At 52.1% G+C, this 6,459-nt stretch carries 6 protein-coding genes; all 6 read right to left on the bottom strand.

What is annotated here, in order from left to right; all coding sequences use genetic code 11:
- Window positions 1–88: 88 nt before the first annotated feature.
- On the bottom strand, window positions 89–922 hold the full coding sequence (gene repC, locus PNAP_RS27500) for a replication protein C, IncQ-type (protein WP_011798618.1): 834 nt from the start codon (window positions 920–922) through the stop codon (window positions 89–91).
- Window positions 912–1,793 carry a helicase RepA family protein gene (locus tag PNAP_RS27505; protein ID WP_269667388.1) on the bottom strand — a complete coding sequence of 294 codons (882 nt, stop codon included), beginning with the start codon at window positions 1,791–1,793 and terminating at the stop codon, window positions 912–914. The genes repC and PNAP_RS27505 overlap by 11 nt, the downstream gene beginning before the upstream one ends.
- Before the next feature lie 37 nt (window positions 1,794–1,830).
- Entirely contained in the window at window positions 1,831–2,022 is a 192-nt protein-coding gene (locus PNAP_RS24785) for a hypothetical protein (protein WP_041377848.1), read from the bottom strand.
- 10 nt (window positions 2,023–2,032) lie between these two features.
- Window positions 2,033–4,519, bottom strand: coding sequence for a toprim domain-containing protein (locus PNAP_RS26645; protein WP_011798620.1), 2,487 nt, complete (start codon window positions 4,517–4,519; stop codon window positions 2,033–2,035).
- 2 nt (window positions 4,520–4,521) lie between these two features.
- A complete protein-coding gene (locus tag PNAP_RS26650; RefSeq protein ID WP_232290881.1) occupies window positions 4,522–4,845 on the bottom strand; it encodes a MobC family plasmid mobilization relaxosome protein in 324 nt (107 codons plus the stop codon).
- 326 nt (window positions 4,846–5,171) lie between these two features.
- Window positions 5,172–5,627, bottom strand: coding sequence for a hypothetical protein (locus PNAP_RS24805; RefSeq protein WP_011798622.1), 456 nt, complete (start codon window positions 5,625–5,627; stop codon window positions 5,172–5,174).
- Window positions 5,628–6,459 lie beyond the last annotated feature (832 nt).

Genomic DNA, 6,459 nt, shown 5'->3' on the forward strand with positions numbered 1-6,459 from the left:
CTCTTGAAGGCGGGAACGATAAACAGGGGGTTGGGGAACGATAAACAGGGGGTTGGGGAACGATAAACAGGGGTTGGCGGATAAATAATTATCCGATTTCTGGTCGTGTAATCTCGAATTTCCCATTGATATATTCCGTCACTTTCCAGCCCAGAGCCTCCATCTCTTTCAGTGCGCGCCTCACTGCTTGTTTGCGCTTTTTCATGGCTTCTGGGGTGGCTTCATCGAGCCAGATGTACCCGCAAAGCGTCTCAATCGTCGTCTTGCCGGACTTTCCTATGTCGATCCAGCCGCAGAGTCTTTGATGCATCAATCGCGCTGGATCGGTCTTTAAGGCCCTTACCTCGTCCAGGCTGATCCTGCAATGCTGGGCCTCGCCCAAGATCGCCCTGGCCAGCACAGGATTCAGTGCAACATACAACCGGCCGTCCGCGTCGTCGGACGCGTATTCAGAAAGCAAGCGAAACCCCATGTGTTTTCCGCCCTTTCGTGCGATGACAGATACCCCCCAAAGACGTTCGATTGATTCCTGAATGTTTTTGGTGTTTTCAATATCTGCGTAGCCAATGGTCTTGGCCAGCGCCCGGTAAGACCCTTTAACCACCAATGCGTTTGTCTCGATCGCGTCAAATTTGGTTTCCAGTAGCAAACGCAATTGCTGGCCGGATTCGGTTTTCGGCTCTGGCGTCAGCAGTAGGCCATTGGGTCCAGCCATGCCAATCAGTCCTTGCAAAATGCGCAGTTCGGGCACTCCAAGGGGTTCAGCCCCCTTGAACTCAAGCCGCTCACCCTTGCCGAATTCATAGGCAATATCGAGCTTCAACCGTTTGTAATCACCTTTTTTGAGGCTGCGAAACAGTCCAGGCGCCAGTACGTGCCCTGGCTCGTGCCGGATATGGTCAAGATTTTGTTTAGGCTTCATTGCGCCCGCCTTTTTTTGCTGGGGGTTTGGCTTCGAGTTTGCCCTGCACCAGCACCCCGCCCTCCCCCCGGCGAAGCCACCGCTCGCCGTAGGGCGGACCGTAATTCTGCTTGCTCACGCCGTCCCTGACCCAGTAACCCTTCAGCTCTTCATCCACCCCAAATTTTTTGGCCTCGGCGGCGTTCATCCCGGCCAAAAACATCTGCCACCTGATGTTGTCCACGAGTACCGAGCTGCCGCGTGAAGCCTGTTGCTGGTCCCCCTGGCCGTTCATCGCGGCCGCTTTGGATGAGTGGTGCAGAAAAACAATTGCGCAGCCTGTGGCGGCTGTAATCGCCTCCATGCGCCCCAGCACCTCGGCCATCTGCCCCGAGTCGTTTTCTTCTTTCGAGTGAAAGCGCCTAAGCGTGTCGAGAAACATCAGGCGCTTGCCCTCTGCCATGGCCTTGATGTACGCCGCCCACTCAGGGTTTGCAATGTCGGGCTGCTTGCCAAGCAATGGCTCAATGGCCAGCCGCTCGGCCACGTGCATGCGGATGTCTGGATCGGGGATTTGCTTGCCAAGAGCGTACAGGCGCTGCTGTATCGCAACTGCGGGATCCTCCGCAGCGAGAAATGCAACGTCACCACAAGGATATTTTTTCCCGTCAGTAATGCCCGCGATGTCTTGGCCGCAGGTCACCAGAATCGCCAATTCCATCGCAAGCATGGACTTGCCCGCTCCACCAGGCGAAACCAGCGAACCCACGGTACCGGCCAGCAGGCCGGGAAGGACAAAATCCAGCGGTGGTGGCTGATGTTCGAATGCGTGCAGAATATCAATCGTCATGACTCGCTCTCTCTCTTTACAGTTGAAATTTGGTTGAGTTATGGCAGTCCCGCGGCTCGCCACAAGCCGCGGGACACCCCTATTCTTTGTCGTTGCAGCGATCGATGGCCGCTTGCAGTCTTCCCGCTGTAACCCGTCCAGCGCGTTCCATCACCTGATCCTGTTGTTCAGCGCTCAGGTCTTTCCACCACTCGGGCATGGGGGTCAAAAGCGTTGACTCTTCTCCAGCGAATGCCTCGACAAATTCAAGAATTTGAGCATCAGTAATCATCGGTTCCTCCTTATGGTTTGGGCATTGCCCGTTGTTTGGCTTGTAGCGCTTCGTTCCAGTCTTTGGCACCCTCAGGGACCTCCCTGAGGGTTTGAACGCTCTCAGGGGCCATTGCAGCGATTTCTCGGGCCATCTTTTCGCCGGCCTCATCCTTGTCCATTGCCAGCACAACAGGGACAGCGTACTTGCCCATGATCTGCGCGATCTGCTCGCGCTGCGCCTGGCTCAGCTGCGTCCCACCTGTGCTCATGTACGCCGTGCCTGGCTCGTGCCTGAGCTGCGCGAAGCTCATGGCATCGATCGCCGCTTCGGTCAACACCAGCCTGGTGATTGGCCCATCGTTCAGCCTGGTAAAGCTCACATTGCGCGTGCCGCCCGCTGCAAAGCCCGTGAAGCCTTTATTTTTGGATTCCCAGCCCAGCACCCCACTTGCATCGCGATGAGCAATGCAGGCGTTCCCATGGCTGTCCTGGCGAACGCCGAACGCCTCAATGATTTGCGGATCGAGGCGGCGCTCGTCCGTCAGATAGGACGCGCTGTAAGGCTTCATCGTGGCCCACTGGCGCAGTACCTCAGTCCGATCCTTTGAAGTCGCCACAGCCCTCTCTGGCGGCCTCTGGGGCCGCTTGACTGAAGGCTTCTTGGAGCTAGGCAGCCACTGCCTCAATTCCTTCCGCACCTCGCCTAAGTTGACCCTTTTGCGGTTTTGCAAAAAGTCCACGATCGAGCCGCAGTCGCTGGCGTCGCCAGTGCTGAAATACACATCGTGGCCATCCTTTTGGCGCGTAACAATAATTTTGTCGCCGCCCACCTTCAGCACCTTGGAGCTGGCGCTGCTCTCTTTTTTCACCAGCTCATAACCGAACTCGGCTTGCGCGTAGTCGGATAAAGAAATATCCGATTTAAAGCGGTCTAGTTCTGCGTCCATGTTGGCCTTTATGACTGGAGCAGCTGCGTCAGCTTTTCTACACGCTCTGCCAATTGCGTCAATTGCTCGGCCTGCTGCGTCTGCACACCGGCCAAGCGCTCCAGCTGTTGCGCGTGCTGCTCGCTTAGCCTGGTCAATTGCTTCGTCAGCAATCTTTCTAGCTCTGTCATTTATCGTTCCTCCTTCGCCTTCAGTTGGGCGATCGCTTCCTCTCTCCCATCGCACTGATCCGGCGCCAGGTCCTCCGTGTCTGACCAAGTTATGACGTGCAGCACCCGACAAAAATTTCGAAGCTCCAGGCCATTGCGTAGCCACAAGGAGGCTGGACACGTCCGGCAAGCCGCCGATTCCGGCGGCGGGTTCGACACTTGGCCGCTCTGCAAACTGCTTAAAACCGGGCTCAAAAACTGTTCCATACGCTGCCTTTTTTATCTTGACTTGTTCACTCACTGGCTCGCTTATTTGCACTGCCTCTGCCCTGCTGGACTCTTGCAAAACTGATCCGTCAGCCGTTGCAGGGTCAGCTCGTAACTCATCACTTTCTGTTGTGCCTGGCTGACCGTCCACCAGCTCCACAGGCTGGCGCTGGCCATCATCAACAACGCCAGGCAGGCGCTGGCCAGGATCGGCCAAAGCAGCATCCAGCGGAGCCGCTGCAGCGTCGCTTGGTGCAGAGAGGTCAGTTCTTGGCCGTGGTGCTGGATAGCGCTCGCGGTTGTAGCCAGCGCGTCGCTGGACAGCGTTTTCAAGCTCTTGGCGTGCTGCTCTAGCTGCTGCTTCGTCAGGTCGTCCACGGCCTGCTGGTCTGCTTGCAGCTTCTTCTGCAACTTTTCTGATAGTTCTTGGGCTGAAATCACTGGCATACAAAAGTCCTTGTAGTTTTATCGCCTTATTGGTTCCTTCGAGCTTTATTGATACGGACTTGTCAGTGGTGCGTGTAATTTCACCAAGTTCACCTAATGCTTTAAGCACACCCTGACGGTCGGTGACAACGTTATTGGCGACAAGTTTTGTCAAATAGTCCGTCACAACTATTTTTTTATCCGCTCCAGACTTCCATTCGGGCTTGGCTTTTCCCTGCTGAACAAGCCTCGCACGGCTCGGATCGTCAGGCCGCGCCCACCCTTTTTCATGATTGAAAGCGTCCCGCAGCGGGTCAAAGGTGTACTCCCAACCTGGCGGCGCGATGTTCATGGCTTTGCCGGTGGTGAGTTCGACTCTAGGAATAATCGTATGGATGTGAATCCCGCCATTGCTTTCGCGGTGCACAACGGCGCAAAAATCGTATTGATCTCTTTCAAGTCCGGAGAATGCAGTGCGTTCAAATTCATCCAGCACAATGCCAATTTCTTCATCCGTTGGCGCATCTTCAGGAGAAAAATTAATTACCCCAGACGTGTAGCGGTGAACAGTTTTAAGGCTGTCGATCAATTTTCCAGTCAGTTGCGGATTGCCGCGCCAGACTTCCACGCTGGCGCGAATCTCGCCCTTGTGATCTTCTTCACCGAGCAAATAATCAATGGCATCTTGTCCAACGCCTGTGCCATGGGGCAAAAATTTGATGTGCATGGTCAGCTTTCACTAAGCTTTTCTAAGCTTTTCTCAATGCCTTTGAGCGTGATCAAAAGCTCAACCATGGCCATCGGTTGCGCCGTTTTGCTGGCAATATTGGCCAATTTTGCGATTTGATTTAGGTTGTTTCCCATCCCGACAAGCTGCCGCAGCAGCTTGGGATCTGCTCCTGAAACCTTCGCCAAGCCCGCCCTTTTTCTTGGTACTGCCTTGCCCAAAGGCTTGGCCTCGTCCACTGTCAGATGTGCGCGGAGCACATCCGACAGGGTGACGCCCTGCTCTCTCGCACGCTCAGCGAAGCGCGCTACCAGACTTGCGGGCAACCGGCAAGGCAGTAGTACGAGCGGTTCTCTGGCTGGGTATTTTGGCATTTTGTATTGTATTGGCTGTTAATTTTTCATCCGCTTAGCGGATGAGGACTTAGCAGGGTCTGGGGTGCAACCCCAGCAAGCCCCGTATACAAAAACCGCTTGGCGGTTTTGTATACGGGTAGGCTTGCTAAAGGTATCAAATTTTGGCGATATTGTTGAGTTGAAAAACATGGTAACAGGTATTTCCATCCGGTGCCAGAATTCGGGCTCCAGGCTTCGCCTCTCTCCCTACGGTCGATTCACCGGGCGGTAGGGAGGAGGAGGTTTTCGGGGATCCTTCAAAGGGTCAAGGATGGCTGATCTGCGCTCCCGGCCTGGGCTCCTGGTGCCGCTTTGACTGCTGGCTTTTTGTAGCCTGCTTTGCGCATCGCCTTGGCCAGCTTGTCCATAGCATCCCAGATTTTGTCGGCTTGTTTTTCTGACAAGTCCACGACATCGGATGAAATATTATCCGCCAACTGGTCTGCATAGTAGGGCGTCATGGTAATGCTGCTCTTGCGCGACTCTGCTAGATTTTTATCCGACCTTACGGTTAGCCACTCAGTCAGCTCCTTTTTCTCATCATCGGATAGGTCTGCTATCTGCTCAGCGGATAAATATGTATCCAATTCGGTAGAGCTATAGGAATACGATCTTGGAAATGAATGAGCCAGCTTCTGGACGCAGCGTTTCTTTTCCGGGTCATACGGTGATCGGAGAAGCTGGACTTTTTTGCCTTGTTCGCGGATATACATTGGATACTCCTAAAATTGTTGATATGCCTATATTCTATCATGTAGTTGGATAAAATAGTTAATGTTGTCATTGTATTTTTCTATCCAATAATTGGATGTTATAGTATCCAACTATTGGATTATGCTTTATCCGACTATTGGATAAAATTGTTTCACGTGAAACAATAGGAAATTATCCGACTATAACCGCTAGAATTTTATCCAACTATCGGATAGATTTGCATCCAAATGTAAATGATGATATTTTATCCGACGTCTGATAAAATTTATCCAATAGTTGGATAAATTTTTATCCTATATAGTGCGTTGTTTTTCTATCCTATAGTCGGATATATTTTTATCTATAGTCGGATAGTTTTGTTTCACGTGAAACAATAGAAAACTATCCAATAGTTGGATAAAAATCTATTTGTCTATAAATGACAAATGTTACAATTTTGGATTGATTTTTATCCAATAATCGGATAGTATTTTATCCAAAAATAGCTGGATAATTAAACACCATTTAATATGATGTAAAATCATCCAATAATTGGATAGAATTTTATCTGTTGTTTTTTAGATAATATTTCATCCGCTAGTTGGATAGAATTCTTTCAGACTAGGTGATTTTCGTTAATTTGCTTAAAAAATAGGCAACAACCGGCCTATGCAATGCACCCGCCCGCCACCTCTTCCTCCCTACCGCCCGGTGAATGACGCGAAGCGGCAGAGGCGAAGCCTGGAGCCCGAATTTTGGTGTTTGGCAAGGCCAGTCGAGCGCTAAAAGCGCGCTGGCTGTGCTGCGCATGTGGATGATCTTGGATAGATCATGGATGAACCCCGTTTTTCG

This window comes from Polaromonas naphthalenivorans CJ2 (assembly GCF_000015505.1).
GTDB lineage: Bacteria > Pseudomonadota > Gammaproteobacteria > Burkholderiales > Burkholderiaceae_C > Polaromonas > Polaromonas naphthalenivorans.